22 protein-coding genes and 1 other RNA gene are annotated in these 23,701 nt (G+C 64.1%); 4 read left to right on the forward strand and 19 right to left on the reverse strand.

Going from position 1 to position 23,701, the window contains the following annotated elements:
* Nucleotides 1–286: 286 nt before the first annotated feature.
* Genes murB through mraZ form a run of 12 tightly spaced genes read right to left on the reverse strand, consistent with a single transcriptional unit; the run spans nt 287 to nt 13,943 of the window.
* Nucleotides 287–1,252 carry a UDP-N-acetylmuramate dehydrogenase gene (murB, locus tag WHT83_RS19855; protein WP_406872164.1) on the reverse strand — a complete coding sequence of 322 codons (966 nt, stop codon included), beginning with the start codon at nt 1,250–1,252 and terminating at the stop codon, nt 287–289.
* Nucleotides 1,249–2,655: a UDP-N-acetylmuramate--L-alanine ligase gene (murC, locus tag WHT83_RS19860; RefSeq protein WP_406872165.1), complete on the reverse strand. Its 1,407-nt coding sequence runs from the start codon at nt 2,653–2,655 to the stop codon at nt 1,249–1,251. Before murC ends, murB begins: the two co-directional genes overlap by 4 nt.
* The gene (gene murG / locus WHT83_RS19865; protein ID WP_406872166.1) at nt 2,652–3,779 is read right to left on the reverse strand and encodes an undecaprenyldiphospho-muramoylpentapeptide beta-N-acetylglucosaminyltransferase; all 1,128 of its coding nucleotides are present in this window, start codon (nt 3,777–3,779) and stop codon (nt 2,652–2,654) included. Before murG ends, murC begins: the two co-directional genes overlap by 4 nt.
* A 1-nt stretch (nt 3,780) precedes the next feature.
* Nucleotides 3,781–4,935, reverse strand: coding sequence for a putative lipid II flippase FtsW (gene ftsW / locus WHT83_RS19870; protein WP_183260359.1), 1,155 nt, complete (start codon nt 4,933–4,935; stop codon nt 3,781–3,783).
* Nucleotides 4,935–6,335, reverse strand: a complete 1,401-nt coding sequence (murD, locus tag WHT83_RS19875) for a UDP-N-acetylmuramoyl-L-alanine--D-glutamate ligase (RefSeq protein ID WP_406872167.1) — start codon at nt 6,333–6,335, stop codon at nt 4,935–4,937. The genes ftsW and murD overlap by 1 nt, the downstream gene beginning before the upstream one ends.
* 7 nt (nt 6,336–6,342) lie before the next feature.
* Complete coding sequence (mraY, locus tag WHT83_RS19880; RefSeq protein ID WP_108607624.1) at nt 6,343–7,425, reverse strand: phospho-N-acetylmuramoyl-pentapeptide-transferase; 1,083 nt, start codon at nt 7,423–7,425, stop codon at nt 6,343–6,345.
* Between the two features lie 24 nt (nt 7,426–7,449).
* The gene (locus WHT83_RS19885; protein ID WP_108607623.1) at nt 7,450–8,883 is read right to left on the reverse strand and encodes a UDP-N-acetylmuramoylalanyl-D-glutamyl-2,6-diaminopimelate--D-alanyl-D-alanine ligase; all 1,434 of its coding nucleotides are present in this window, start codon (nt 8,881–8,883) and stop codon (nt 7,450–7,452) included.
* Complete coding sequence (locus WHT83_RS19890) at nt 8,880–10,334, reverse strand: UDP-N-acetylmuramoyl-L-alanyl-D-glutamate--2,6-diaminopimelate ligase (RefSeq protein WP_406872168.1); 1,455 nt, start codon at nt 10,332–10,334, stop codon at nt 8,880–8,882. Before WHT83_RS19890 ends, WHT83_RS19885 begins: the two co-directional genes overlap by 4 nt.
* A gap of 52 nt (nt 10,335–10,386) precedes the next feature.
* Entirely contained in the window at nt 10,387–12,096 is a 1,710-nt protein-coding gene (locus WHT83_RS19895; RefSeq protein WP_108607621.1) for a penicillin-binding protein 2, read from the reverse strand.
* Nucleotides 12,093–12,467, reverse strand: coding sequence for a hypothetical protein (locus tag WHT83_RS19900; protein WP_108607620.1), 375 nt, complete (start codon nt 12,465–12,467; stop codon nt 12,093–12,095). Before WHT83_RS19900 ends, WHT83_RS19895 begins: the two co-directional genes overlap by 4 nt.
* Before the next feature lie 4 nt (nt 12,468–12,471).
* A complete protein-coding gene (rsmH, locus tag WHT83_RS19905; protein ID WP_108607619.1) occupies nt 12,472–13,488 on the reverse strand; it encodes a 16S rRNA (cytosine(1402)-N(4))-methyltransferase RsmH in 1,017 nt (338 codons plus the stop codon).
* A complete protein-coding gene (mraZ, locus tag WHT83_RS19910; protein ID WP_055969736.1) occupies nt 13,485–13,943 on the reverse strand; it encodes a division/cell wall cluster transcriptional repressor MraZ in 459 nt (152 codons plus the stop codon). The genes rsmH and mraZ overlap by 4 nt, the downstream gene beginning before the upstream one ends.
* A gap of 399 nt (nt 13,944–14,342) precedes the next feature.
* Here mraZ and WHT83_RS19915 point away from each other — a divergent pair, with 399 nt between their 5' ends.
* Nucleotides 14,343–15,458 (forward strand): cystathionine gamma-lyase, encoded by a 1,116-nt coding sequence (locus WHT83_RS19915; protein ID WP_406872169.1) that lies wholly within the window; start codon nt 14,343–14,345, stop codon nt 15,456–15,458.
* 116 nt (nt 15,459–15,574) lie between these two features.
* On the opposite strand, the gene WHT83_RS19920 is transcribed toward WHT83_RS19915, so the two are convergent.
* From WHT83_RS19920 to WHT83_RS19940, 5 genes are all read right to left on the reverse strand, one after another.
* Complete coding sequence (locus WHT83_RS19920) at nt 15,575–15,760, reverse strand: type II toxin-antitoxin system ParD family antitoxin (RefSeq protein ID WP_406872170.1); 186 nt, start codon at nt 15,758–15,760, stop codon at nt 15,575–15,577.
* Nucleotides 15,761–15,910: 150 nt separating this feature from the next.
* Nucleotides 15,911–16,307: RNase P RNA component class A (rnpB, locus tag WHT83_RS19925), an RNA gene on the reverse strand.
* Nucleotides 16,308–16,388: 81 nt separating this feature from the next.
* Nucleotides 16,389–17,090 carry a lytic transglycosylase domain-containing protein gene (locus tag WHT83_RS19930; RefSeq protein ID WP_245439343.1) on the reverse strand — a complete coding sequence of 234 codons (702 nt, stop codon included), beginning with the start codon at nt 17,088–17,090 and terminating at the stop codon, nt 16,389–16,391.
* A 152-nt stretch (nt 17,091–17,242) separates the two neighbouring features.
* A complete protein-coding gene (locus WHT83_RS19935; RefSeq protein ID WP_318761238.1) occupies nt 17,243–18,007 on the reverse strand; it encodes an N-acetylmuramoyl-L-alanine amidase in 765 nt (254 codons plus the stop codon).
* Nucleotides 18,004–18,723 (reverse strand): TerB family tellurite resistance protein, encoded by a 720-nt coding sequence (locus WHT83_RS19940; protein WP_406872171.1) that lies wholly within the window; start codon nt 18,721–18,723, stop codon nt 18,004–18,006. The genes WHT83_RS19935 and WHT83_RS19940 overlap by 4 nt, the downstream gene beginning before the upstream one ends.
* Nucleotides 18,724–18,869: 146 nt before the next feature.
* Here WHT83_RS19940 and WHT83_RS19945 point away from each other — a divergent pair, with 146 nt between their 5' ends.
* Complete coding sequence (locus WHT83_RS19945; RefSeq protein WP_108607615.1) at nt 18,870–19,772, forward strand: DMT family transporter; 903 nt, start codon at nt 18,870–18,872, stop codon at nt 19,770–19,772.
* 55 nt (nt 19,773–19,827) lie between these two features.
* Here WHT83_RS19945 and WHT83_RS19950 read toward each other — a convergent pair whose 3' ends face one another.
* Nucleotides 19,828–20,112: a hypothetical protein gene (locus tag WHT83_RS19950; RefSeq protein WP_108607614.1), complete on the reverse strand. Its 285-nt coding sequence runs from the start codon at nt 20,110–20,112 to the stop codon at nt 19,828–19,830.
* Nucleotides 20,113–20,318: 206 nt separating this feature from the next.
* On the opposite strand from WHT83_RS19950, the gene WHT83_RS19955 reads away from it, so the two are divergent.
* Both WHT83_RS19955 and WHT83_RS19960 read left to right on the forward strand, forming a co-directional pair.
* Nucleotides 20,319–21,563 (forward strand): DUF3419 family protein, encoded by a 1,245-nt coding sequence (locus WHT83_RS19955; protein WP_406872172.1) that lies wholly within the window; start codon nt 20,319–20,321, stop codon nt 21,561–21,563.
* A complete protein-coding gene (locus tag WHT83_RS19960; protein WP_406872173.1) occupies nt 21,563–22,228 on the forward strand; it encodes a class I SAM-dependent methyltransferase in 666 nt (221 codons plus the stop codon). Before WHT83_RS19955 ends, WHT83_RS19960 begins: the two co-directional genes overlap by 1 nt.
* Here WHT83_RS19960 and WHT83_RS19965 read toward each other — a convergent pair.
* Nucleotides 22,221–23,606: a serine hydrolase domain-containing protein gene (locus WHT83_RS19965; protein ID WP_406872174.1), complete on the reverse strand. Its 1,386-nt coding sequence runs from the start codon at nt 23,604–23,606 to the stop codon at nt 22,221–22,223. The genes WHT83_RS19960 and WHT83_RS19965 overlap by 8 nt on opposite strands.
* Between the last annotated feature and the right edge of the window lie 95 nt (nt 23,607–23,701).

Here is a 23,701-nt window from a genome sequence, read left to right on the forward strand (position 1 = left end):
TTTCCAAAGACCGAATCACACCTGTCCGGAAGTTGACCTTCCGGATGAAAACGCGGTTTACGCGTCACGCGACTCAAATCAGGAAACGCTTTAGGTCAGAGAATCAGAGACTTGATTCCGTGGCAAGTGCCGATTGAAAGTCATTGCGATTTCGTGACCTCGGGCGAATCCCGAGAACACTTGGATGGCAGCGGCGGAAGGCGAAAATCGGGCAGTAAAAAGCCCTCGATGCACGGCGCAGCGAGGGCTGAAATGATCGTCGTGGCCGGCCCCTGGACCTGCTCCTCTAGAGCATTTGCCCAAGAAACTCCTGCACTTCGCGGCCGGACTTGAACTGACCGATGCGCTTGATTTCCCAGTGCAGGCGGATGCCCGCATTCTCGAGCACGCGGCTGCGCACCGTCTCGCCGAGATATTCGAGGTCGTAACCGGTCGCATTGCCCGTATTGATCATGAAGTTGCAGTGCATCGGCGACATCTGCGCGCCGCCGATCATCAGGCCGCGGCAGCCGGCATTGTCGATTTCCTTCCAGGCCGAGGTACCCTCGGGATTCTTGAAGGTCGAGCCGCCGGTCTTTTCGCGGATCGGCTGCACCGTCTCGCGATGATGCTGGACCGCGTCCATGGCCGACTTGATGGCGTCCTTGTCTTCCACATACCCCTCGAAGGTCGCCGAAGTGAAGATCAGGTCGGCAGCCGCAGACGAGTGGCGGTAGCTGTAGCCCATGTCGGCATTGGACAGCACATGCAGATTGCCCTGGCGGTCGAGTGCGCGCACGTCGACGACCCGCTCCCGCGTCTCGACGCCGTTGGCGCCCGCGTTCATGCGCAAGGCGCCGCCGATGGCACCGGGGATGCCGTGGTAGAAATGGAAGCCGCCAATGCCGTTGTCATGCGCAAGGGCTGCGACGCGCTTGTCGGGCGTTGCCGTCCCTGCCCTGATTCCGGTCGGCGAGATCGCCTCGGCCTCGCCGAACCCCTTGGCCGAAAGCCGCACGACGAAACCGGGAATGCCACCTTCGCGCACCAGAAGGTTGGAGCCGATGCCGACGACCATCACCGGGATCTCTTCCGGCACCGCCTTCAGGAAGGCGGCGAGATCTTCCTCGTCGGCCGGCTGGAACAGCGCCTGGGCCAGGCCGCCGGCGCGAAACCAGGTGATCTTTTCCATTTCGGCGCTGGGCGTGATGCGTCCGCGCAACCCGGAAAGGCGATCGCCAAGCTTTTCGATCAGCGCTTCGCCACCCGTCACGACCCGCCTCCGGCGAGTTCGCTCGGCAGCGCATAGGCCCATTGCGTGATGTTGCCGGCGCCGAGATAGACGACGAAATCGCCCGGCTTGGCCAGTTCGCGCACGACAGGCGCCACGGCAGCGGCGCCTTCGATATGACGGGCGTCGCGATGGCCGCCGGCGCGGATGCGCGCGGTCAGCGTCTCGGAGTTGACGCCCTCGATAGGATCTTCCCCAGCCGCATAGACAGGTGCCACCATCACGGTGTCGGCGTCGTTGAAGCAGGCCGAGAAATCGTCGAACAGGTCGCGCAGGCGGGTGAAGCGGTGCGGTTGGGCAATGGCGATGACGCGGCCCTTGGTAGCTTCGCGCGCCGCGCTGAGCACGGCCTTGATCTCGACCGGATGGTGGCCGTAGTCGTCGAACACCTCGACGCCGTTCCAGGTGCCGGTATGGGTGAAGCGGCGCTTGACGCCACCGAAGGACGACAGCCCGCTCTTCACTGCCTCGGCGGAGATTCCCAGTTCGGTAGCGACCGCGATGGCAGCCGTGGCGTTGGAGACGTTGTGGCGTCCCGGCATCGGCAGGCGCAGGCCCTCGATGGTGGTCGACGACGCCGACTTGCGGTTGCGGATGACCACGTCGAAGACCGACACCGCACCGTCCATGTGGTGATTGGTGAAGCGCACGTCGGCCTGGGCGTTTTCGCCATAGGTGATGACGCGGCGGTCCTCGATATGGCTGACCAGCGCCTGCACTTCCGGATGATCGGTGCACATCACGCCAAAACCGTAGAACGGCACGTTCTCGACGAACTGGCGGAACGCTTCACGTACCCTGTCGAAGGTGCCGTAGTGGTCAAGATGCTCGGGATCGATGTTGGTGACGACGGCGACGTCAGCCGGCAGCTTGAGGAAGGTGCCGTCGCTCTCGTCGGCTTCGACAACCATCCACTCGCCCTCGCCCATGCGGGCGTTGGTGCCATAGGCATTGATGATGCCGCCATTGATGACCGTCGGGTCGAGCCCGCCGGCGTCGAGCAGCGTCGCCACCATCGACGTGGTGGTGGTCTTGCCATGCGTGCCGCCGATGGCGACCGCATTGCGGAAGCGCATCAGTTCGGCCAGCATCTCGGCGCGCCGCACGACAGGCAACAGCTTCTCGCGCGCCGCCATCAGTTCCGGATTGGTTTTCTTGATCGCCGTCGAAACGACAATCACCTCGGCGTCGCCAAGGTTCTCGGCCTTATGACCGACGAAGCATTCGATGCCCTTTTCGCGCAGGCGCTGCACGTTGGCGCTCTCGGACTGGTCCGAGCCCTGCACCTTGTAGCCGAGATTGTGCAGCACCTCGGCGATGCCGCTCATGCCGATGCCGCCAATGCCGATGAAATGCACGAGGCCGATCGTCTGCGGCATCTTCATGGCCGCACTCCCTTCCTGAATTCCGCAACGGGTATTTTCGACGCAATAGCCTCTGCGAGGTCGGCGAGCAACCGTGTGGCGTCTGCTTTGCCGACTGACTTAGCGGCAGCTGCCATGGCAGCCATGCGCGCAGGGTCGTCCATGGCGCCACCAACGAGCCCGGCGATCCGCTCGACGGAAAGCGTCGACTGCGGGTGAACTTCGCCGCCGCCGGCCGCCGCCAGGCGCGCTGCGTTTGCGGCCTGGTCGTGGTCGAGCGCATGCGGGTACGGCACCAGAAGTGCCGGACGGCCGATGACCGCGATCTCCGAGACAGTCGACGCGCCCGAGCGCGACATCACCAGATGGGCAGCGGCCATGCGCTGCGCCATGTCATTGAAGAATGGCGACACGTCGGCCACAATGCCGAGCCTGGCATAGGCCGCCTTGACCTTGTCGGCATCCTCGACGCGGGCCTGCTGGGTGATGCGCAGGCGCTTGCGCTGCACTTCGGGCAGCAGGGCTATGGCGCCGGGCACCGCATCGGAGAAAAATTGCGCGCCCTGGCTGCCGCCGAAAACCAGGAGATTGAACTGGTCCGAGCCGCCGGATGCCACATAAGGGGTCTTCGACGCTTCGATCACGGCCGGCCGTACCGGATTGCCTGTCACAACGATCTTGGCGCTGTTGGCGCCGGAGTTCTCCGGCAGGAAGCCGCCCGCGATCGCATCGACCCTGGTCGCCAGCGCCTTGTTGGCGCGGCCCATCACGGCGTTCTGCTCGTGCACCATGGCCGGCACGCCGCGGCGGGTCGCGGCATAGAGCGGCGGCAGCGTCGGATAGCCGCCGAAGCCGATGACCACGGAAGGCTTGATCTTGGCGATCACCTGCGAGGCCTGGCGCACGCCGCGCCAGATGCTCCAGAAGGCCCTCATCAGCGCGATGGGATTCTTCGAGCCGATCGTCGACGAGGAAATCGGATGAATGGCGGCAGCCGGAAACTTGCCGGCGAAACGTTCGGCGCGGTCATCGGTGGCAAGATGCACCTGCCAGCCGCGCGCCGTCAGTTCATGCGCCAGCGCCTCGGCCGGAAAGAGATGGCCGCCGGTACCCCCGGCGGCAAGCATGACAGTCCCCTTGGCCATGTTATTCCGCCGGCACTGCGTGCCGCGGCATGGCGGAAAATCCGGTCGGCCTGAGCTTTTCGGGCTTCTTGCGGGTCAGCGCCAACACCATGCCCATGGAGATGGCGATGGCGATCAGCGACGAGCCGCCATACGAGATGAACGGCAGCGTCATGCCCTTGGCCGGCATCAGCTGCAGGTTCACGCTCATGTTGATGATCGACTGGAAGCCGAACACCACGACAAGACCGGCAACCGCGTAGCGGGTGAAGTCGTCATGTTCCTTCAGCGCGGTACGCAGGCCGCGCAGCACGATGAAGGCGAAGATCGACATGATGATCAGGAGCAGTACGATGCCGAACTCCTCGCCCGCCACCGAAAAGACGAAGTCGGCATGGCTGTCGGGGATGACCCGCTTGACCATGCCCTCGCCCGGTCCGACGCCGAACCAGCCGCCGCTGATGATCGCTTCGCGGCCCATGTCGACCTGGAACGTGTCGCCCTCGCCAGTGAGGAAGCGGTCGATACGGCCCGCCACGTGCGGGAACACAGTGTAGGCAGCAAAGCCGCCGCCGAGGCCGACGGCACCAAGGGTGATGATCCAGAACCACGACATGCCGGCCATGAAGAACATCACGCCCCAGGTACCGAGAACGAGGATCGTCTGGCCGAAGTCCGGCTGCGCCATCAACAGCGCCAGGACCACGCCGAGCAGGATCATCGCAAACAGATTGCCGGGGATGTCTGGATGGCGCTCGTGCTGGGCGAGCAGCCAGGCAGAGATGACGACAAAGGCCGGCTTGAGGAATTCCGACGGCTGGATCGAAAGGCCGGCCAGCGAGAGCCAGCGTCGGGCACCCTTGACCTCGACGCCGACGAACAGCACCGCAACCATCATCACCAGCATGATGCAGAGCATGACCAGCGCCACGCGCCTTATCTGCCGGGTATCGAGGAACGACACCGCGATCATTACTGCCAGCGCCGGGATCGTGAAGATGATCTGGCGCGTGGCGAAGTGGAAGCTGCCGAGCCCGATGCGTTCGGCAACCGCCGGGCTTGCGGCAAATGAAAGCACTATGCCCAGCCCCATCAGCGACAGGAATGCCGCGAGGAACCATCGATCGACCGTCCACCACCACAGGGCGACGGGACTTCTGTCGAGACGGCTGGCCATTATCTTGCCCCTCCGATAGCGCTGACGCCATCAATAGCATTCACAGCTTGCCTGAAGGCTTCGCCGCGAATCTCGAAGTTCTTGAACTGGTCGAAGCTGGCGCAGGCCGGCGAGAGCAGCACCACCGCCTCGCTGGTGTCGTCCTTGGCCGCGTCTTCGGCGGCGTGTTCGACCGCAGCCGCAAGCGTCCCCGAAATCTCATAAGGCACAGCCTCGCCCAGCGTCGCGGAGAATGCCGGAGCGGCCTCGCCGATCAGATAGGCCCGGGCGATGCGCGGAAACAGGCTGCGCAACGGCTCGATACCGCCTTCCTTGGGCAGGCCGCCGGCGATCCAGTAGATGCGCGGGAAGCTCGACAGCGCAGGTGCGGCGGCATCGGCATTGGTCGCCTTGGAATCGTTGACGAACAGCACATGGCCCTTGCGTGCGACCTGCTCCATGCGATGGGCAAGACCAGGGAAGGATTCGAGGCCCGCCTGGATCTCACCGAGATCGAGCCCGACCTTGAGGCAGGCCACTACAGCAGCAAGTGCATTCTGGGCATTGTGCTGGCCACGCAGCGAGCCGATGCCTTCGAGGAAGGCGATGCGGCTGTAGCGGCCGTCGGCCGCCTCCATCAGATCGGCACCGTCGGCGAAATAGCCATCGGTCAGCGGCAGCCGCTTGGAGATGCGCACGACGTTCTTGCCGGCCCGCTCGAGCCGGTCGGCGATCTGGGCGCAATAGATATCGTCGACGCCGATGACAGCGGTATCGCTGCCGGCCACCAACCGCTCCTTGATCGAGGCGTAGTGCTGCATCGTGCCATGACGGTCGAGATGATCCGGCGTCAGGTTGAGCAGGACGCCCGCCGTCGGGTTGATCGAAGGCGCAAGGTCGATCTGGTACGACGAGCATTCGACGACGTAGTGACGATCCGGCTGCGGCGGATCGAGCGTCATGACGGCGCGGCCTATGTTGCCGCCCATCTGCGTGTCGCGTCCGGCCGACTGGAGGATATGCGCCGTCAGCGCTGTCGTCGTCGACTTGCCGTTGGTACCGGTGATGGCGATGAACGGCGCAGCCGATGCCGTAGCGATGCGCTCGCGGGCGAACAGTTCGATGTCGCCGATCACCTCGACGCCGGCGCCGCGCGCCAGTTCCACCGTCCAGTGCGGCTTGGGATGCGTCAGCGGCACGCCCGGCGACAGCACGAAGGACGATATGCCTGCCCACTCGGCGCCGCGCAGATCGCCCGTGGCGATGCCTTCTGCAGCGGCCTTTGCCACGCTTTCGGGATTGTCGTCCCAGGCCAGCACCTCTGCCCCGCCTTCCGCCAGCGCGCGCGCAGTGGCGATCCCCGAGCCGCCGAGGCCGAAGAGCGCTACTCGCTTTCCCTGAAATGAGGTGGCGGGGATCATGGGAACCTCAGCGCAGCTTGAGGGTGGAAAGACCGATCAGCGCCAGGATGACGGCGATGATCCAGAAGCGGATGACGACCTGGCTTTCGGTCCAGCCAAGTTTTTCGAAGTGATGGTGGATCGGGGCCATCAGGAACACCCGCTTGCCGGTCATCTTGAAGAAGCCGACCTGGATGATGACCGACAGCGCCTCCATGACGAACAGGCCGCCGACGATCGCCATGACGATCTCGTGCTTGGTGGCGACCGCGACCGTGCCGATCAGGCCACCGAGTGCCAGCGAACCGGTGTCGCCCATGAAGATGGCCGCCGGCGGCGCGTTGAACCAGAGGAAGCCGAGGCCGGCCCCGATGACAGCACCCAGGATGACGGCGAGTTCGCCAGTGCCTGGCACGAAATGGATCTGCAGGTATTCAGCGAAGACCGCGTTGCCCGAGAGATAGGCGATGACGCCGAACGAGGCCGCGGCGATCATGATCGGAACGATGGCGAGGCCGTCGAGACCGTCTGTCAGGTTCACCGCATTGCCCGCGCCAACGATGACGAAGCAGGCGAACGGGATGAAAAACCAGCCGAGGTTGAGCAGGAAGTCCTTGATGAACGGGAAGGTCAGCGACGACGAGAACGGCGCCTGGCCGTTGTGCATGATGATCCATGCGGCGATGGCGGCAATGACGAACTCGATGCCGAGACGTGCCTTGCCGGACAGGCCCAGATGCGACTGCTTGGTCACCTTGAGATAGTCGTCATAGAAGCCGATGGCGCCGAAGCCGAGCGTGACGAACAGCACCACCCAGACATAGACGGAGGTGATATTGGCCCAAAGCAGCGTCGAGCCGATGATGCCGCACAGGATCATCAGGCCGCCCATGGTCGGCGTGCCGGCCTTCTTGAAGTGCGTCTGTGGGCCGTCGGCGCGGATCGGCTGGCCCTTGCCCTGCCTCAGGCGCAGGGCGTTGATGATCGCCGGGCCGAAGATGAAGACGATCAACGCCGAGGTGATCAGCGCGCCGCCGGTGCGGAAGGTGATGTAGCGGAAGACGTTGAAAAACGACACCTTGTCCGCAAAGTCGACAAGCAAAGTTAGCATGCGTATCCGTCCCCCGAGACCCCGTCAGGTCGCTGTGGTGTTGCCGGCATGCGCCGGGAATGTCTTGACGAGCGCGTCGACGAGCCTGGAAAAACCAATGCCCTTCGACGACTTGATCATGACGGCGTCGCCGGGCTGAAGCGTCTGCAAAAGGACAGCCTTCAACTCTTCGACACCGGTGCGATATTCCGCCCTGAACCCCTCGGGCAGCGTATCGGCAAGCGCCTTCATTTCGGGGCCCGCCATCAGCACCATGTCGGTCCTCGTCGAGCCGATCAGCTCGGCGAGCCCGGCATGCAGCTTGGCCGAATGGCTGCCGAGCTCAAGCATGTCGCCGAGCACGGCGATCCGCCGGCCGGCACCATGGATCGGCGTTGCATCGAGCAATTCGATCGCCGCCTTCATCGAGGCCGGATTGGCGTTGTAGCTCTCGTCGATCAGGGTGATCGGGCCGTTGGGCAGGAGCAGGACATGGCGCTGGCCGCGGCCGCTCTCGGCCGACATCGAGGCAAGTTCCGTGGCGACAGTCGGCACATCAGCGCCGCAGAGATGGGCGGCACCAAGCACGGCGAGCGCGTTCTGCACGATGTGTCGGCCCGGCGCGCCGATGCGAGCGGGCACGTCGCGGCCGCCGATGCGCGCCACGATCATCGAATGGTCGGCCTCGAGCGTGCATTTCAGCAGCCGGAAGTTGGCGCGCGCGTTCTCACCATAGCTCATCACGTTGTCGATGCCGGCGGCGCGGGCGAATTTCTCCAGCAGCTTGAAGCGGCCGTCGTCGCGGTTGAGCAGCACCGCCCCACCCGGCTCGACGCCTTCGAAGATTTCGGCCTTGGCCTTGGCGATCTCGTCGAGATTGCGGAAGAAACCGAGATGGGCGGCGGCAATCAGCGTCACGACGGCGATATGAGGCCGGACCATGCGCACGAGAGGGCTGATCTCGCCCGGATGGTTCATGCCGATCTCGAAGACCGCATAGTCGCAATCCTCCGGCATCCGCGCCAGCGTCAGCGGCACGCCCCAATGATTGTTGAAGGAAGCAGCCGAAGCATGCACCTTGCCGACCGACGAGAGTGCGTGGCGCAGCGCTTCCTTGGTCGAGGTCTTTCCGACCGAGCCAGTGACGGCGATGATGCGCGCCCGCGAGCGGGTCCGCGCCGCAACGCCAACCTTTACAAGGGCTGCGAGCACATCGGGCACGACGATCATCGGCGCGCTCAGACGCCCGAGCGCCGGCAGCTTGCCTTCGGCAACCACAAGCAGGCCAGCGCCTGCCTTGATGGCGGCGGTGGCGAAGTCGTGACCATCCATCGTATCGCCTTTGATGGCGAAGAAGGCTTCGCCAGGCTTCAGGCTGCGGCTGTCTATGGATATGCCCGATATGCCTTCAGGCATTTGGCCAAAGGGACGGCCGCCTGTCGCCTCGACAAGTGCCTCGGAAGTCCACAGCAGGCTCATGCCGAACTCCGGGCGAGCGCGTTGCGCACTTCCTCATGATCGGAGAAATGCAGCGTTTCCGCGCCGATCGTCTGACCTTCCTCGTGGCCCTTGCCGGCAACGATCAGCGTGTCGCCTGCATGGAGCATGCTGACCGCCTCGTGGATGGCCTGCCGGCGGTCGCCGATCTCGATGGCGCCCGGTGCTGCCGCCATGATTGCGGCGCGGATGGTTTCGGGCACTTCCGAGCGCGGGTTGTCGTCGGTGACGATGGTGACGTCGGCCAGTCGCGTGGCGATTTCGCCCATGATCGGACGTTTGCCGCGGTCGCGGTCGCCGCCGCAGCCGAAAACGACGATGACACGGCCTGTCGTGAACGGCCGAACCGCCGCCAGGACATTTTCCAGTGCATCTGGCTTGTGGGCGTAGTCGACATAGACGGGCGCACCGGCAGCCGTCGTGCCGACCAGGTCGAGGCGGCCCGGCGCGCCTTCGAGATATTCCAGTGCCCGGAGCGCCTTGGCGACATCGGTCCCGGTGGCAATCGCAAGACCGGCGGCCACAAGCGAATTGGCGACCTGGAAATCGCCGGCCAGCGGCAGGTCGATCTCGTAGATCATGCCATCGCATTCGATCTCGGCGCGCTGACGGTGACGTTCGTGTTCGACGCGCTTGAGGCTGAGGAAGTCGCCATGGCGGCCGACGGTAAGTACCTTGAGGCCGGCAGCACGCGCCGCAGCGATGGTCGGCTGTGACCACGGATCGTCGGCGAAGACGACCGCCGGAGCGCCCTTCGGTAGCAGCGCATCGAACAGGCGCAGCTTGGCGCGGTGATACTCCTCGACCGTCGGATGGTAGTCCATGTGGTCGCGGCCGAGATTGGTGAAACCGCCGGCGGCCAGCCGCACGCCGTCGAGGCGGCGCTGGTCGAGACCATGGCTCGACGCTTCCATCGAGGCATGAGTCACGCCGGCGTCCGCGAGTTCGGCAAGCAGCTTGTGCAACGCGACCGGGTCCGGAGTAGTCAGCTGTCCGTATTCGTTGCGGCCGGGCGCCACCACACCTGTCGTGCCGATGCTTGCGGCGGCATAGCCGGCATGCTTCCATATCTGTCGCGCGAACGCTGCCACCGAAGTCTTGCCGCTGGTGCCTGTCACCGCAACCATGGTTTCTGGCTGGCGGCCGTAGAATTTGGCGGCGGCCAGCGCCAATGCCTGGCGCGGATCATCGACAGATATCACTGGCACGCCGGCCGAGCCGAGCTGGGCCCCCTTGGCAGCGATGACGGCAACGGCGCCCCGCTTGGCCGCATCGCCGGCATAGGCGGCCCCGTCGGCCTTGCTTCCGGATACGGCAAAAAACAGCGTTCCTGGCATCACCTGCCGCGAATCCGACGAAACTCCACTCACCTCGACATCTCTGGGCAGAACCCCATCGACGGGCAGGATACCGGCAAGGTCAATCAGTTTCATCGAGTTCCGTTCGCTACATACAAAGCGGCGCGCCGCCGGCGCGCCTGCAGAATCAGGGATAAGAAGCCAGAGTTGCACCACCTTCTTGGCCGAATTCTGGCTTGACGCCAAGCAGAGGCGCCGAACGCCGGATAATATTGGCCACCATCGGTGCAGCGGTGAAGCCTGCCGTGGCTGAACGGGTTGACCCCTCCATCTTCGGCTCGTCGATGATGGTCAGCACCAGATATTGCGGATCGTCCATCGGAAAGGCGGCGATAAAGGCGTTGAAGTTCTTTTCCTTCGAGTAGCGCCCGTTGACGACCTTTTCAGCCGTACCGGTCTTGCCGCCAACGCGATAGCCAGGAACCGTGCCGCGCTTGCCGGAACCACCCGGCGCCGTAGCGTTCAGATTGTACAGATAGCGCATTTCTTCGCTGGTCTTTTCGCTTACCACCTGCCTTGAAACAGCCATTGCCTCTTCCAGGGTTCGTGGCAGGAAGGTCGGCGTCATGTAACGGCCGCCATTCATCAGCGCCACCGTGCCGGCCGCAGTCTGCAACGGCGTCGTCGAAAAGCCGTGACCGAACGCAGCGGTGATCGAATGCACCTTCTTCCAGACCTTCGGCTCGGTCGGACGAGCCGTTTCGGGAAGTTCAGTCTGCAGGCGGTCGAGCAGGCCCAGGCGCTTGAGGAATTCGCGGTGCCCTTCGATGCCGACGACGTCGGCCTCCTTGGCCGAGCCGATATTGGACGAATAGATGAACACCTCCGGCACAGTCAGCACCCGGCCCTTGCCGTGGAAGTCTCGGATGGTTTGGCGTCCGATGGTGATCGGACGGCTGGCGTCGACGGTGCTGTTGAGCGTCATCTTGCCCGAATCGAGCGCCATTGACGTGGTGAAGCTCTTGATCGTCGAGCCCATTTCGAACAGACCCGCCGACATGCGGTTCAGGCGGTCCTTGTCCTGGGCGTTGAACGGGTTGTTGGGATCGAAATCGGGAACCGAGCCCATGGCCAGTACTTCGCCGGTCTTGACGTTGATTACGACAGCACCTGCAGCGATGGCACGATACTTTTCGAGCGCGGTGACCAGTTCGTCCCGAACGATGTGCTGGACGCGCAGGTCGATCGACAGCTTGACCGGCTTGAGGTCCTTGGCGATCGCCAGCCCGGAGGCCTGCAGATCGGCGAGCCCCTGGTCGTCGATGTATTTTTCGAGACCGGAAATACCCTTGTTGTCGATGTTGGTCAGGCCAATGATGTGCGAGGTCGTCTCGCCGCCGGGATAGAAGCGCCGCTTTTCGGTACGGAATGCAATGCCGGGAATGCCTAGTTGCATGATCTCGGCCTGCTGCTTGGGCGTCAGCTGCCGCTTCAGCCAGACGAAGCCTGTGCCGCTTTTGAGCTTGAGGTAGGTCTGCTCGACCTCGAGGTCGGGCAGCACGGTCGACAGCTTCTCGATCGCCTCGTCGGCGTCGACGATGCGGCGCGGTTCGGCAAACAGCGATGCGGTCTTGATATCGGTTGCCAGGACCTCGCCATTGCGGTCGACGATGTCGGGGCGTGAGGCGGTGACGCGCGATTCAGGTCCGCTCGACATCTCGGGGTCCTGCATGGCGAGATAGACGAGACGGCCGCCGATCGTCGCGTAGATACCGAAGAACACGGCCATGGTCATGACGACGCGGTTGCGCGTGCGTCCGCCGGTGGCTTTCCGCGCGCTGTCGACGACGATGGAGCTGTCGCCCGCGCTGCGCTTCTTGCCGAACAATCCGATCATTGGGCGATCCCTCCGGTCGTGGTCTGGTCCGGCGCAATTTCGGCAACCCCGCCAAAACGCTCGCTCGTGATGTCTTCGATGGTCAGCGGGCGCACCGGCAGATCCTTGAGACTGACGATCTGGCGGGCATCCACGGACTGAAGCTTGAGTTCCGCCTCATAGGTCTGGGCCAGTTTCTGCAGCCGCGACGGCTGGGTGAGCAGGCTCCAGTCGGCCTTGAGCAGGTCGGTAGTGTCTTCCTCGAAGCGGATTTGCGCCTGGATCTTGCGGACGGCATCGAGCTGGTTCTCGGCCTCGTGCTTGGTCTGGTAAGTGAAGGCGGCAGCGCCGACCATTGCGGCGATCAGCACGATGTCACTGGTGCGGAACATGGGCTCACCTTTCTCCCGACTGGCTGACGTCGGGAAGCTTCGGAAGTCCGAAAATGGAAAAGTCTTCGCCGCGCGGCGCAACGCTCGTGCGGACCGCGGCACGCAGCTTGGCCGACCGCGAACGTGGGTTGATCGCGGTCTCGGCGTCGCCTGGCCCGACCGCATTGCCCGCCTTGGTGAAGGTCGTCGCAATCACTTCGAGTTCCGGCATGTAGCGCGAACGCGACGGCGCGCTGGAGCGATCGGCGATGAAGCGCTTGACGATCCGGTCTTCGAGCGAATGGAAGGTGACGACCACGAGGCGTCCGCCGGGCTTCAGCGCACGCTCGGCGGCAAACAACGCCCGCGCCAGTTCGCCGAGTTCGTCGTTGACGTAAATGCGCAGCGCCTGGAACACGCGCGTCGCCGGATGGATCTTGTCCTTGGGGGCGCGGCCGATATGCGTTTCGATCGCATCCGCCAGGTCGAGCGTACGCTCGAACGGCCGCTTTTCCCTGCGGCTTTCGATCATGCGGGCGATGCGCCCGGCATGACGCTCCTCGCCGAGGAAACCGAAGATGCGCGCAAGATCACCGGCCTTGAAGCGATTGACGACATCGGCGGCACTCGCACCCGCCTGGGCCATGCGCATATCGAGCGGGCCGTCGGCGCGGAACGAGAAGCCGCGCTGTGCCTGGTCGAGTTGCATCGAAGAAACGCCGATGTCGAGCACCACGCCATCGACCAGTTCGACATGTTCATCGAGGCTGGAGAACGGCGCCTGCACCAGGCGCAGCTTGCCGCCCGATTGCGCCTCCAGATCACGGCCGGCAGCGATGGCATCGGGGTCGCGGTCGATCGCCACGACGGAAGCACCGGTCGCCAGGATGGCCTTGGTATAGCCGCCGGCGCCGAACGTGCCGTCGATGACGACTTCGCCCGGCTGCGGCTTGAGCGCGGCCAGGACCTCGGCGAGGAGCACCGGAATGTGGCGGGCCGGTCCGCCGACAGCATGTTGGTCATCGCCGTGACCCGCCATCATTCCGGTCGCTCCCCAGGCTTCGTCCCCTGCCGAAGCTTCAAGAGCCGGGCGCGAACATCCGCGCCATGGCTGCGCAGCCGCTCCGGCTCCCACATTTGGAAAAACTGCCCACGCCCGACAAAGGCCACGTCGGTGGTGATCCCCGTATGCTCGCGCAGGAAATCCGAGACCGAAATGCGCCCGTCCTGGTCGAGTTTCAGGAAGGTGCTGTCGCCATGGATGAAAAAGGACATGTCGTCCGCCGTCTGCAGGAACGGATCTTCTTGTGCGATGCGCTGCTCGTAACGGTCGAGCAGGTCGAGCCCACCGACATCGAGCGCCGGAACGTCGAGCGCCCTCAACGCATAAAGCTCGGCGTATCCGCGCTTCTGCAATACGGCACGGAAATGCGCCGGAACGGAGACCCGTCCCTTCGCATCGATCCTGTTCACCGCATTTGACAGAAACCGATCCATCGCATGATCCGACCGCTTCCGCGGCCGCGCCCCTCGTCGTCATGTCGCCCGCGCCCCAATGGCGCGGCCCAACCGCAAATCCAGACTGCCTCCGTTGATCGACAATGCATCGCCATCCGCAGCCGCCGCGACTGCCGGATCGGCGAACGCCTCACCCTCTACTGGAACGAAATCATGGTTACCGATTTGGGATAACATGGGGTGATATGGGCGTCAACGGGAACAGGGTGCACTTCAATGCCTTGACGGACCTTTCGAGCCCTCTCATGGCATCCCGATTTTTATGATCCCTTAAGGCTAACGAAGGGTTACGAGCGGCTGGCACAAGACGAGTTCCCTTGCCCGGTCGCGCCACTGCCCTTAGCGTCGGATGCCACCTTCACCGAGAGCCCGCAAACCATGACGAATGCATCGAGTTCCCGCGCAGCAAAGCTAGCCCACCTGCGCCGCGCCAGGCTCTCCGTCGGCGACCCCATTCCCCTGCCCTTGACCATGGCGGCAATCTTCCACGCTCCCGGCGACGCCACCGGCTTCAACCAGTACGGTCGCTTCAGCAATCCGACCTGGGACGCGGTCGAAGAAATGCTCGGCCATCTGGAAGACGCGCCCTGCGTGGCGTTCCCATCGGGCATGGGGGCGATCTCGGCGGTGTTTTTCGCCTTGCTCAAGTCAGGCGATCGCATTCTGCTGCCGTCGGACGGTTATCACACCACCCGGATCCTGGCGGACCGCTTCCTCGGTGCCTTTGGCGTTGCCTGCGACGTCAGGCCGACATCGTCATTCCTCGACGGTGGTTTCGACGGCTATCGGCTGGTCTTTGTGGAAAGCCCTTCCAACCCGGCACTCGACATCTGTGATATCGCCGCGGTGGCGGCTGCGGTCCACAAGGCTGGCGGCCAGTTGGTGGTCGACAATACCACCATGACGCCCTTCGGCCAGCGGCCGCTCGACCTCGGCGCCGACATCGTCGTCGCCGCCGACACCAAGGCGCCCAACGGTCATTCGGACGTGCTGTTCGGCCACGTCGCCAGCCGCAACGCCGAAATCGTCACCGCCGTCGCCGAGTGGCGGCAGAATGCCGGCGGCATTCCGGGCCCGTTCGAAGCCTGGCTGGTCCATCGCGGCCTGGAGACGCTCGAATTGCGCTTCGACCGCATGTGTTCGTCGGCGGAAGTCATCGCGCAGAGGCTGAAGCAACATTCGGCTGTCAGCGGCCTCCGATACCCGGGCCTGGCCGACGACCCGTCCCACAATCTGGCGCGCGCCCAGATGGAGCGCTTCGGCTTCCTGATCAGCTTCGACCTCGGTTCGGAAGAAAGGGCCGAGGATTTCATCAACGGCTGCGAACTGATGCATGCGGCGACATCATTCGGCGGCGTCCACACGGTCGCCGAACGCAGGCTCCGCCGCGGCGATGCGGTCACGCCGGGCTTCGTCAGGCTTTCAGTCGGCTGCGAGCCGGTCGAGGAATTGTGGGCTGCGATCGAGGCGTCGCTGGACAGGGTCGGCGGCTGAACGCCTACGAAGCCGTCCGCCTGATGTGCACCGGTTGGCCTCAACGACCTGCTTGGCCAAGCCGCTTGCGCGCTTCGGCCTTTAGCTGATCCATGGTGTCGAACTGCCCCGGCCCGCTATCGATGCCTTCCTGGCAGTTCCTCGATGGTGTAGCCAAAGAGGTCGCGCCGTTCCTTCCAGAGCCGCAATGCGTCGCGAATGACTTCGCTGGCGGAGGCATATTCCCCGGCATCGACCGCGCCATCGACGGCGGCGGCAAGTTCGGGGGAGAGCGTGATGCTGCGTTTGTCGACATGGCCCATGGCTCTGCTCCCGTTTGCCGACAATGGTACGATCAAATCGCACCGACCCAAGAACAGCGGCGGGTTTTGCCCTGGCGGGCGACATCGGCGCCTTTGACTCAAGACACGCGAACATCGTCGCAAGTCGCTGAAGTCATGCGGCTAAAAGGCAGCGCCAGCTGGCCTGTAAGCCGGGTTCTGTATGGCCCCCGCGCCTTGCGGCACGGGAACGTGGCGACCATTCTTCTTGGGCGCATGTTGCCATGCGCCTCACGCAACCTACCCGGGCGGTGAGCCGGAAACAGCCCTGAGGGTCGCCCCTCGTACCGCCCCTATTCGGTTTTGCTCCCGGTGGGGTTTACCGTGCCGCTCCTGTTGCCAGTCGCGCGGTGGGCTCTTACCCCACCCTTTCACCCTTACCGCGGAAACCGCGGCGGTTTGCTTTCTGTGGCACTTTCCCTGGGGTCGCCCCCGCCGGCCATTAACCGGCACCGTGTATCCATGGAGCCCGGACTTTCCTCACCCGCTGCCTTTCGGCAATTGCGGGTGCGGCCGCCCGGCCAGCTGGCAAGGCGTATAGAATGGTTCGCACGGCAAAAGGCAAACAAAAACGTGCGCCGTCCCGGGAACCATCCCTGTCTTCGGGCCGTTAGCCGCCGATACGAGCCTGCACTTTTTTGCAATAGGCGGCAGAAATCGGGTTCATGCGCTTGGCGCCGTGGCCGGCGTTGTATTTGAGGATCGTGCCGCAGGTGGTGCCGCCCGAAAGCTCATGCGCCTTGGCCAGATATTTAAGACCGAACTTGATGTTGGTCTCGGGATTGAACAGGCCCTTCGCCGATCCCGAATAGCCCATCATCCGTGCCGTTGCCGGCTTGATCTGCATCAGGCCGATCTCGCCGGCCTTGCCACGCGCGTTCGGGCGATAGTTGCTCTCGACGCTGATGACGGCATGCGCAAGCGACACTGGGACGCCATAGGACGAGGCATAACGCGCGACGATTTCGCCGAACGGCGCATTCGACTTGGTTGCCCTGGCCGTCTTTCCGGCCTGTTCCTTGACGGTCTTGGCACCCTTGGCGCCGATCGATGCAGTCTTGAAATTGTCGATGGCAGCTTCTTTCTTGGAGCTGCAGCCGAAGAGATAGGGGCAATCGTCCGCCGCCTTGTTCATCTTGGCTTTTGTGGTGGTTTCGATGATCGCCTTCGAGGCCCTGACTGCTCCGTCCTGGGCGTGAGCGGCAAAAGAAGTCAGGCCGGCGGCTAACGCCACCGCAACAACGGTCAAATTCTTCATGTTATCCTTGTTCTCGAACAGGCCGCGCGACAGCCGAAAGCTGTCGTGCAGCATCCCTTCCTCGACGCCGGGGCCCTCTTCGGGGCATGGCAGGATTAGCCGGCGCCTTGCACGGAGATGCATGTGACGGGCGAACTGGCGGGAAAAATGGCCGGGCAAGTCACAAAGGGTGACAGGTTGTAATCTTTGCGAATCAGCTACCTAGGCTAGTCAAGGCTTCCTTCGAGGGACGAAAGCAGCCGCCGCAAGGTCGAAATTGTCGAGGCATCGGCCACCCCGTCAACACAGCTGGTGCGAAAATGTCGTTGAAAAGCTTGGACAGTTACCGCTGTCTGGGCATCGAAATGGCCGGTGATCTCGACACCGTATCCATAGAGCGCCAGCATCGACTGCAGTTCCTCGACAGCGTTGCCGACCTCGCCAGGTTGCATTTCCCGGCGCCCATTGCGCGGCGAAGGTGCGACCCAATGACCTATGCCGGCCTCGTGCAGCGTGCGCCACGAAAACTTCTCACCCGGGTCAACCTTGCGCCCCAGCGCCACATCCGAATGCGCCAGCACACGTTCGGGCGGCACATTGTGGCGCTCGGCAATGCCCTGGCAGAGCGCGATAACCGCCTCCATCTGCCGCCGTGGAAAAGAACGATAGCCGAAGGCATGGCCGGGATTGACGATTTCGATGCCGATCGAACAGGAGTTGATGTCCGTCTGGCCACGCCAGGAGCTCTTGCCGGCATGCCAGGCCCGGTCGCTTTCGCGCACCATCTGCACGATGCGGCCGTCCTCGTGCACAAGGTAGTGCGACGACACCTCGCTCGCCGGATCGCACAGCCAGGCCTCGGCGCCCTCGCCGGTTTCCATGCCGGTGTAGTGCAGCACGATCATGTCGGGCTTCACACCCTCACGCCGCAGCCCGAAATTGGGCGATAGCCGGACCTCGGCATGCGGGTGGTCGGGTTGGAAACCGCTCATGCGTGCCGCAGCCCCCTTTCGATCATTTCGTAGGCCGCATTGATTGCGGCGATGCGCGTCGTGGCGATTCGGATGAACTCTTCCGGCAGGCCGCGTGCAATCAGCTTATCGGGATGATTGTTGGCGACAAGCTTGCGATAGTGCTTGCGCACATCCTCGAACGATTTGCCGCGCTCGATCCCGAGCACCCGATACGGATCGGCCTCGCCGAGATCGAGATGGCGCGCCAGGATCGTCTGGTAGTGGGACTCCTCGATACGGAAGATCTCCGACACCCGATGCAGGAACGTGCTCTCGCGCTGATGCAGCATTCCATCCGACTTGGCGATGTGGAACAGCCCGTCGAGAATGTCCTCGAGCATGCCGCAGTTCGCATGGCCGGAGCCGCACAACCGGGCCATGCGCTGGGCATAGAGCTCGTAGCCGGCAACATCCTGCTGGGCGAGGTCGTAGAGGCGAGCCACGTCGCGCGCATGCTCGGGCGGAACCGCAAAGATCTCGTAGAAGGCGCGAACCTCGTCCTGGGACACCACGCCATCGGCCTTGGCCATCTTGGCCGAAAGCGCGATCATCGCCACCGAAAAAGCGACGCGGCGGCGCAATTCGGCATCGCCTGAAAAGACGGTTCGGACAGCCTCCACGACATCGGCCACGCCGTTTGCCGCCGAGGCCGAGATACGCGCAATGAAGTCGCCGAGGCGGTCCCAAATCGACATGGCCGCTTCTTAGGATGAAACATTCGCAAATGCGAGATGCCATTGCGCTCGACGCATAACTTTGTCGGCACTGCATGCCCTGGACTAAAACTCTGGACCAACGGAAAATCCACGACGAGAAAGCCCGCCCCCGCTAACGGTGCGCTATGGATGCGCGCAACACCACGCAGTCGACCCACAGGCCTTCCCGCGAGACCATCGGGCTCGCTCTGGGAACGCTTGGCGTCGTCATCTTCGGCGGCACCTTGCCGGCGACGCGCGTCGCGCTGACCACATTTACGCCCTGGTTCGTCACCCACGGCCGCGCTGCGATGGCGTCCCTTGCCGCGGCCCTGCTGCTCTTCATCCTGCGCAAGCGCTTTCCGAAGAGCGATGCGCCGGCATTGTTCCTGGCCGGCCTGCTTCTGGTGTTCGGCTTCCCGATCTTCTCTTCGATCGCCATGCAGACCGTGCCCGCTTCGCATGGCGGGGTGGTGCTCGGCGTGTTGCCGCTGACCACCAGTATCTTCGCTGCGATCATCGGCGGCGAGCGGCCATCGGTCTTTTTCTGGATCTGCGGGGTCGCCGGCGCCGTCCTCGTCGTCACTTTCGCCATAAGCGACAGCGGCATGCAGCTTTCGACCGGCGACCTGTTCCTGTTCCTCGCAGCCCTGTCGGCCAGCCTGGGCTATGTCGTCTCCGGCAAGCTTTCGCGCCACATGCCGGGCTGGGAGGTTATCTGCTGGTCCTTGATCCTGACCGCCCCCATCTCCGTCCCCGCGGCGATCTGGAGCTGGCATCCTGAATTCACCCAGGCCACGTCGTCAGAGACCTTCGCGTTCTTCTATCTCAGTTTCGGCTCTATGTTTCTGGGGTTCTTTGCCTGGAATGTCGGCCTCGGCATGGGCGGCATCGCCCGGGTCAGCCAGGTCCAGTTGCTTCAGTCTTTCGTCACGCTGGCCATATCGGCATTCCTGCTCGGCGAACATGTGGGCGCGCATACGGTGCTGTTCGCCCTCGGCGTCATCGCCATAGTCGCTCTCGGCAGGCGCGCGCGCGTCTCGCGCTGAGACCCAACGAAAAAGGCCGGAGCAGTTGCTCCGGCCTTTTCCTCCTCCCGCTCGCTTACTGTGCGGGGGCAGCCGGTTCGACCGGCTTGGGCTGCATCGTGTCGTGGTTCTGCATCTCACCGTCAGTGCCGGTCTCCGGCGTCGGCGTGATGCTCTGGGTGGTCGAGTTGTCGGTGGCCGGAGGGGTCGCCTCGGGCGTTGCGGGCGCCGGTGTAATCGGTGCCGGCTCCTCGGTGGCGGGCGGCTGCACGCTCTGCGTGGTCGTGTCGTCGGTGTCGCTGCAGGCAGCAACACCAAACAGTGCGATGGCAGCGACCGAACCAAGAATGAGCTTCTTCATGACAATCTCCTTTCGAAACGGCCCGTCAGGCGGGCGTCGGAGAGAAAATGCATGGGCGTGGCCGCGGTTTCATAACGTTCGGAGTCCGGCTGTCACATTCCCAGGCAGCCCGGCAATGTCGCACAGGCGTCATTTGGGCGTCACCGCGCTGTCACGCCGGTGCGCTACCCGCTGCGGCCAACAACGAAGCGGGGAATCGCATTTCCATGACCGACGTTTCCGGAGAACTTGTCTTTCGTCGCGGCAAGAAAGTTGGAAAGGCGGTCTACCAGAACCGCCCGCTTTCCAAGGAAGGGCTTTCAGAGCGCCTCTTTGCGCTTCTGTTTTCCGGCCTGGTCTACCCCCAGATCTGGGAAGACCCCGAGGTCGACATCGAAGCGATGCAACTGGCCGAGGGCCACCGCATCGTCACCATAGCCTCAGGCGGCTGCAACATCCTCGCCTATCTCACCCGTTCGCCCGCGCGGATCGATGCCGTCGACCTGAACGCCGCCCACATCGCTCTCAACAAGATGAAGCTGGCCGCCGTCCGCCACCTGCCGTCGCAGGCCGACCTGTTCCGCTTCTTCGGCATTGCCGGCACCGAGCACAACTCGCATGCCTATGACCGCTTCATCGCCCCTCACCTCGACACCGCCACCCGCGGCTACTGGGAGCGCCGCAACTGGCGCGGCAAGCGGCGCATCGCAACCTTCGACAACAATTTCTACAAGACCGGTCTGCTTGGCCTGTTCATCGCCGCCGGCCACCGCGCGGCGAAGCTCTATGGCGTCGATCCGGCCGGTATCATGGCGACTGGCAACAGGGCAGAACAGCGCCGCTTCTTCGACGAATACCTGGCCCCGATCTTCGACCGCCGCGCCCTGCGCTGGATAACGTCGCGAAAGTCGTCGCTGTTCGGCCTCGGCATTCCGCCGGCGCAGTACGACTCCCTGCTGACCTCGGGCGACGGTTCGATGGCGGGCGTGCTCCGGGCTCGCCTCGAAAAGCTCGCCTGCGATTTCCCGCTCGAGAACAACTATTTCGCCTGGCAGGCCTTCGCCCGCCGCTATCCGGAGCCCGGCGAAGCCGCACTGCCCGCTTATCTCGAGCAGGCCAACTATGCGACCATTCGGGACAACGTCGATCGCGTGGCGATCCATCACGCCAATTTCACCGAACTGCTCGCCGGCAAGGATGCCGGTTCGGTCGATCGATACGTCCTGCTCGACGCCCAGGACTGGATGAGCGACGTTCAGCTCAACGCCCTGTGGTCCGAAATCACCCGCACCGCAGCCCCCGGCGCACGCGTCATCTTCCGCACCGCCGCCGAGCCGAGCCTGCTGCCCGGCCGCCTCTCGCCTGCTCTTCTCGACCAGTGGACCTACGCGGACGAGATGTCGCGCGACTTCACCGCGCGCGACCGTTCGGCGATCTATGGCGGCTTCCACCTCTATGTGAAGAAGCCCTGATGAGTGCGCCCGAGCTCTCGGCCAGCCATTCCGGGCTGATGGACCGCGTCTACCGGCATCAGCGCCATATCTATGATCTGACGCGCAAATATTACCTGCTCGGCCGCGACCGGATGATTTCGGAGCTGTCCCCGCCGACGGGCGGAACCGTGCTCGAACTCGGCTGCGGCACCGGGCGCAACCTGATCCTTGCCGCCCGGCGCTTTCCGAACGCCCATTTCTACGGCCTCGACATTTCCGCCGAGATGCTGGCAACCGCCAGGGCATCGATCGCCCGGGCCGGCCTTTCGGACCGCATATCGCTGGCGCAGGCGGATGCAACCTCGTTCGACGCCGCTGCCCTGTTCGGGCGCAGCGGCTTCGACCGGGTGTTCGTCTCCTACGCCCTGTCGATGATCCCCGGCTGGGAGCGCTCGGTTTCCGCTGCGCTCTCGGTGTCAGATGGCTCGCTCCACATCGTCGATTTCGGCCAGCAGGAAGGCCTGCCCGGCTGGTTCCGCAAGCTGCTTCGCGGCTGGCTTGGAAAATTCCATGTTTCGCCACGCGAGAGTCTGGCCAAGGAGATCGCACAGCAGGCCCAGGCTGCCGGCAAGAGCTTTCGCTTCACCTCGCTGTACCGAGGTTATGCCTGGCTCATCGTCGTGGGCGGACCGAAGCCTATTTGAGCGCCGCCACCAGCGCCGCCAGCATGGCCTGTGGCTTGTAGTGCAGCTTCGACGGCGTCAGCCCCATGCGCACCACCACCAGATTGGCCGATGGCACGATCGCCACCGTCTGCCCGTCATGGCCCTGCATCCAGAACGCATCCGCAGGCAGGTCGAAGCCGGCGTCGGGATCTTCGCCTTCGGGCGAGCCGCCTTCGGGGCCGCGCAGCCAGAGCTGGCCACGGCCATATTCGCCGTTCGAGGCGGAAGCAGCCTCCCGCATCCACGCAACATACCCTTCCGGCAGCACGCGCGTGCTGTTCCACACCCCATCCTGCAGCAGGAATTGACCAAAGCGCGCCCAGTCATGCGCCGTGGCATAGAGATAGGACGAGCCGGCGAAAGTGCCGCGCGCATCGGCCTCCAGCACCGCACTTGTCATGCCGAGCGGCCCGAACAGCTTTTCGTGCGGCCAGGCAAGCGCCTTGGCGGGATCGCCGACCGCATCCTGCCACAGCCGCGACAAGAGCAGCGTCGTGCCGCTGGAATAGGAAAACACCTTGCCGACCTCGCCGGCCAGCGGCTTGGCTTCGGCGAAGCTCGCCATGTCGGGCTCCAGATAGAGCATGCGCGTCACGTCGGTGACGTCGCCATAATCCTCGTTGAACGCGAGCCCGCTCGACATCGCCATCAGGTCCGCCAGGCTGATCGCTGCGCGGCCGTCGGCCTTCCACCGCTCGAACAGCCCGGTCTTGTCGACCGACATCCTGCCCTCGCCGACCAGCGTGCCAATGATCGCCGCCGTCACCGTCTTGGTCATCGACCAGCCCAGCAACGGCGTAGCGGCGCTGAAACCCTCGCCATAGCGCTCGCCGGCGATCCGGCCGTTCTGCACCACGACGATGGCCCGCATGCCCGGGCCGGCAAGGCCGGCGTCGTCGAGGATCGCAGCAATGGCCGGGTTCTGCGAGGCATCGACCTTGTCGCCCTCCGGCCACAGCGCATCGCGCTTGGCTGCGGCCGTGGCCGCAACGGTGCCTAGCGCCGCCGCAGCGATGTCGCCATCCGGCACGTTGCTGCAGCCGGCGCCGTCATGCACCACGGCCAGCCCTCGGCCGAAGATGCCGAACAGCCCCGCCCGCACAGTTCCGGCGCTGTCGTCGACATCGACCGACATCAGCCTGAGCAGCGGATGCCCCGGCGCCTGGACATCGTCGGACAGCACCTGACTGGCATCCCGGCCGGCAATGAAGACGTTGGAGCAGACGATCTTGGCGGCATAGCCGGAGCCAACCCGGATCAAATCAGGCGGCGCGAAATAGAGCCAAGCGGAGAGCCCCGCAACCACCACGACGACAAGAACCACCAGCCACTTCAGGACCTTGCCGAGCATGCGCATTGCTGTCCCCGCCCCGCTGTCTTGCTTCCGCCTTGGAATTGCCGTCATTCCTCACGCAAATCTTTGAGGCTGTCGAGCGCAATCAACGGTTTATC

This window comes from Aminobacter sp. P9b, assembly GCF_045345995.1.
Lineage (GTDB): Bacteria > Pseudomonadota > Alphaproteobacteria > Rhizobiales > Rhizobiaceae > Aminobacter > Aminobacter niigataensis.

Excerpts from the sequence above, each read along its gene's own strand:
- murC (WP_406872165.1), bottom strand. The coding sequence starts at position 2,655 with ATGAAGATGCCGCAGACGATCGGCCTCGTGCATTTCATCGGCATTGGC.
- murG (WP_406872166.1), bottom strand. The coding sequence starts at position 3,779 with ATGGCCAAGGGGACTGTCATGCTTGCCGCCGGGGGTACCGGCGGCCAT.
- ftsW (WP_183260359.1), bottom strand. The coding sequence starts at position 4,935 with ATGGCCAGCCGTCTCGACAGAAGTCCCGTCGCCCTGTGGTGGTGGACG.
- murD (WP_406872167.1), bottom strand. The coding sequence starts at position 6,335 with ATGATCCCCGCCACCTCATTTCAGGGAAAGCGAGTAGCGCTCTTCGGC.
- mraY (WP_108607624.1), bottom strand. The coding sequence starts at position 7,425 with ATGCTAACTTTGCTTGTCGACTTTGCGGACAAGGTGTCGTTTTTCAAC.
- WHT83_RS19885 (WP_108607623.1), bottom strand. The coding sequence starts at position 8,883 with ATGAGCCTGCTGTGGACTTCCGAGGCACTTGTCGAGGCGACAGGCGGC.
- WHT83_RS19890 (WP_406872168.1), bottom strand. The coding sequence starts at position 10,334 with ATGAAACTGATTGACCTTGCCGGTATCCTGCCCGTCGATGGGGTTCTG.
- WHT83_RS19895 (WP_108607621.1), bottom strand. The coding sequence starts at position 12,096 with ATGATCGGATTGTTCGGCAAGAAGCGCAGCGCGGGCGACAGCTCCATC.
- WHT83_RS19900 (WP_108607620.1), bottom strand. The coding sequence starts at position 12,467 with ATGTTCCGCACCAGTGACATCGTGCTGATCGCCGCAATGGTCGGCGCT.
- rsmH (WP_108607619.1), bottom strand. The coding sequence starts at position 13,488 with ATGATGGCGGGTCACGGCGATGACCAACATGCTGTCGGCGGACCGGCC.
- mraZ (WP_055969736.1), bottom strand. The coding sequence starts at position 13,943 with ATGGATCGGTTTCTGTCAAATGCGGTGAACAGGATCGATGCGAAGGGA.
- WHT83_RS19915 (WP_406872169.1), top strand. The coding sequence starts at position 14,343 with ATGACGAATGCATCGAGTTCCCGCGCAGCAAAGCTAGCCCACCTGCGC.
- WHT83_RS19920 (WP_406872170.1), bottom strand. The coding sequence starts at position 15,760 with ATGGGCCATGTCGACAAACGCAGCATCACGCTCTCCCCCGAACTTGCC.
- WHT83_RS19930 (WP_245439343.1), bottom strand. The coding sequence starts at position 17,090 with ATGCTGCACGACAGCTTTCGGCTGTCGCGCGGCCTGTTCGAGAACAAG.
- WHT83_RS19935 (WP_318761238.1), bottom strand. The coding sequence starts at position 18,007 with ATGAGCGGTTTCCAACCCGACCACCCGCATGCCGAGGTCCGGCTATCG.
- WHT83_RS19940 (WP_406872171.1), bottom strand. The coding sequence starts at position 18,723 with ATGTCGATTTGGGACCGCCTCGGCGACTTCATTGCGCGTATCTCGGCC.
- WHT83_RS19945 (WP_108607615.1), top strand. The coding sequence starts at position 18,870 with ATGGATGCGCGCAACACCACGCAGTCGACCCACAGGCCTTCCCGCGAG.
- WHT83_RS19950 (WP_108607614.1), bottom strand. The coding sequence starts at position 20,112 with ATGAAGAAGCTCATTCTTGGTTCGGTCGCTGCCATCGCACTGTTTGGT.
- WHT83_RS19955 (WP_406872172.1), top strand. The coding sequence starts at position 20,319 with ATGACCGACGTTTCCGGAGAACTTGTCTTTCGTCGCGGCAAGAAAGTT.
- WHT83_RS19960 (WP_406872173.1), top strand. The coding sequence starts at position 21,563 with ATGAGTGCGCCCGAGCTCTCGGCCAGCCATTCCGGGCTGATGGACCGC.
- WHT83_RS19965 (WP_406872174.1), bottom strand. The coding sequence starts at position 23,606 with ATGCGCATGCTCGGCAAGGTCCTGAAGTGGCTGGTGGTTCTTGTCGTC.